General features: G+C 31.7%; 4 protein-coding genes. 1 reads left to right on the forward strand and 3 read right to left on the reverse strand.

Annotated elements, in window-relative coordinates:
* The 3 genes from MR593_RS12170 to MR593_RS12180 all read right to left on the reverse strand — a co-directional run.
* On the reverse strand, window positions 1-363 hold a 363-nt coding region (locus tag MR593_RS12170), incomplete at its 3' end, for an AI-2E family transporter (RefSeq protein ID WP_290693337.1).
* Window positions 364-428: 65 nt separating this feature from the next.
* Window positions 429-1,247, reverse strand: a complete 819-nt coding sequence (locus MR593_RS12175) for an MBL fold metallo-hydrolase (protein WP_290693340.1) — start codon at window positions 1,245-1,247, stop codon at window positions 429-431.
* A gap of 18 nt (window positions 1,248-1,265) precedes the next feature.
* Window positions 1,266-1,682 carry a MerR family transcriptional regulator gene (locus tag MR593_RS12180; RefSeq protein WP_290693343.1) on the reverse strand — a complete coding sequence of 139 codons (417 nt, stop codon included), beginning with the start codon at window positions 1,680-1,682 and terminating at the stop codon, window positions 1,266-1,268.
* A 118-nt stretch (window positions 1,683-1,800) separates the two neighbouring features.
* Between MR593_RS12180 and MR593_RS12185 the strand changes: the two genes are divergently transcribed.
* Window positions 1,801-2,628, forward strand: coding sequence for a DUF362 domain-containing protein (locus MR593_RS12185; protein ID WP_290693346.1), 828 nt, complete (start codon window positions 1,801-1,803; stop codon window positions 2,626-2,628).
* Window positions 2,629-2,893 lie beyond the last annotated feature (265 nt).

Genomic DNA, 2,893 nt, shown 5'->3' on the forward strand with positions numbered 1-2,893 from the left:
ATTTGATCTTTCAACTAGTGAATGTAGACTATCTATAGCCCCTGGTACAGTATTTGCTATACTAGTAACTGTATCTACTAGCTTTGGTCCAATTAAGAATATTAAAATCAATATTACTAATATGAAAATCAAAAATGTAAGCAATAAGCTCACAGGTCTTTTTAGTTTTTTAAACTTCTTTTCTAAAAAATTCATAGGTATACTAAGTATAAAAGCAATTGCCCCACCTATTAAAAATGGCTCTATTATAGATAGTAAAGTCCCTAAAATACCGAAGATATCTGTAATTCGGTATAAAATAAAAACAAGTACTATTAAGTACGTAGCACCAAAGAGTATTTTTTTAGATTGTTTATCTTCCACAATACTACCTCCCAATATGTTGTTATCTATAATAATATACTATATTTATGAATTATATACTACATTTAAATAAAAATTTCTAAACCGACTCCTACTTCCTCTACATTTAAACTTTTGATCATTTCAGCCTTAGCCTTTAATGATACGCAGTGACATGGATAAAGAGTTTTTATATCAGCTTTTTCAAAATAATCGATAGTATTTTTCAATCTATCATCCACTTCAAATAGATGAAACCCTCCTAATACACCTATTATTCTGTCATCACCACATACTTTTTTGGCATATTCTATAATATTACAAATTCCACTATGAGAACATCCTGTGACTATAAAAAGTCCGTCGTCTGTCTTTAAAACTACAGCAGAATCATCTAGCAAATAATCCTTGCTGAAAAATTCACTACAGCATAACTCGAGATCCTCCTTTACACCGATTGCATATCTAGGCTCGAAATCTATTAGCTCAGGTATCTCACCTAAAAACATACAGTTTTTAGAAATTTCGTAAGGAGTCTTGCTAGGAGTGTAGTTGAATTTGTACATCTCCTGTAAAGTATAAGGTGCTCCTATAAATTGCCCGTCGAAGTATTTTGCCTCGAAGCAACCTGGATGAGCTATTATTTCAGGCTTTGATAAATTGATTTTTTTATCTAGATATTGCAGACCTCTAGTGTGATCGTTGTGGCCGTGAGATAGTACTATAGTATCTATTTTATTTAAATCTATATCCATAGCTTCTGCATTTTTTATAAATGCATCTGAATATCCAGCATCGAATAGTATTTTTTTATCGTCTATTTCTATATAGTAGCTAACTGCCGGCTCTCCTAGATAGTACTGATCTATGTATGTATTATTGTCCATTAAAACTTTTATTTTCAATTTAATTTCCTCCTTATTTTATTCGCAAGGTAATTTGCCATCTTTTTTATTTTTAAAATGAATTTTTTCTGTGCCAGCTTCTATAGCAGTTTTATAGTACCAGCATTTATAATTTATGATATCGAGTGTATTTTGTAGAGATTCTATTTCTGTTTCTACGGCATGCTTTCTCTCTAAAAACATCTCATATCTTTCCTCTAGAGAATTGTCGCCATCTTGGACCCACTCAGTAAATTTTTTGATTTCTTTAATCGACATACCTGTTCTTTTAAGACATTCTATAATTTTAATCATCTCTATGTCATCTTCAGAAAAGCTTCGATATCCAGAATCGAGTCTTTTTATAAATGGAAGTAAACCCTCTCTATCGTAATATCTGAGTGTAGATGTTGACAATCCAGTAATCTTAGAAGCTTCTTTAATCGTATACCCCATTATATTTCCTCCAAAAAATTTATTCAAAACTATTGACATTAAACTTAACTTAAATGTTACGCTATAATTAGAAAAATTACAATATATCAAACACAATTTTAACAAAGGAGAGATCGCTATGACAAAATCAAAAGTATATTTTACAAAGGAAATAACAAGTGAAAGTTTAATTAAAATTTACGAAGCTTTAAATACTGAATTAAAAGGAAAAGTCGCTGTAAAAATATCTACTGGCGAACCAGGAGGACACAACTTCCTAGATCCAAATTTAATCAAGCCTCTAATAGATAAATTACAAGGAACAATAGTAGAATGCAATACAGCATATGAAGGCAGAAGAAATACAACTGAAGAACACTGGAAAGCTATAGAAGAACACGGCTTCACAAAAATAGCTCCTTGCGACATAATGGATGAAGACGGCGAAATCGAGCTTCCAGTTCCAAACGGCAAACAAATACATAAAAACTATGTAGGATCACATATAAAAAATTACGACTCAATGCTGATATTATCTCATTTTAAAGGACATGCTATGGGAGGATTTGGAGGAGCACTTAAAAATATGTCTATAGGAATTGCTTCTTCACACGGTAAAGCCTATATCCACGGAGCAGGAATTCCAGAAAATATTTGGACTGCCGACCACGATTCATTCCTAGAAGCTATGGCAGATGCAGATGCCTCTGTAATCGACTACTTCAAGGAAGAAAACCTAGCGTATATAAATGTAGCAAATAAATTGTCAATCGACTGCGACTGTGATGCAAACCCTCACGATCCAGAAATGGATGACTTAGGAATATACGCAAGTCTTGATCCAGTCGCTTTAGACCAAGCTTGCTACGATGCAGTTAAAAATTCTCCAGATCCAGGTAAGGCTTCATTGATTGAGAGAATGGATTCTAGAAATGCTATTCATACTGTGGAACAGGCTTATGAGTAAGGGCTTGGAAATAGGGAATATGAAATAGTTGATATTGGATAGATAAAATATTTGAAATAAAAAATCCTAGCAAGTATGAACTGACCCCAAAAAGTTAGATATAAAATCGAATGATTGGAGGTCAATTTTATTTTATCTAAATATAATTTTCGTAATGTATTCCCAAAAATTATAGCATTTACTATTTTAAATATCCAAAATAAACATTATGGATTTTGATAAATATTTTCTTATTTTAAATATAGTTATTTTTATTTTAGTATGC

It is taken from the genome of Intestinibacter sp. (assembly GCF_022780145.1).
Classification (GTDB): Bacteria; Bacillota; Clostridia; order Peptostreptococcales; family Peptostreptococcaceae; genus Intestinibacter.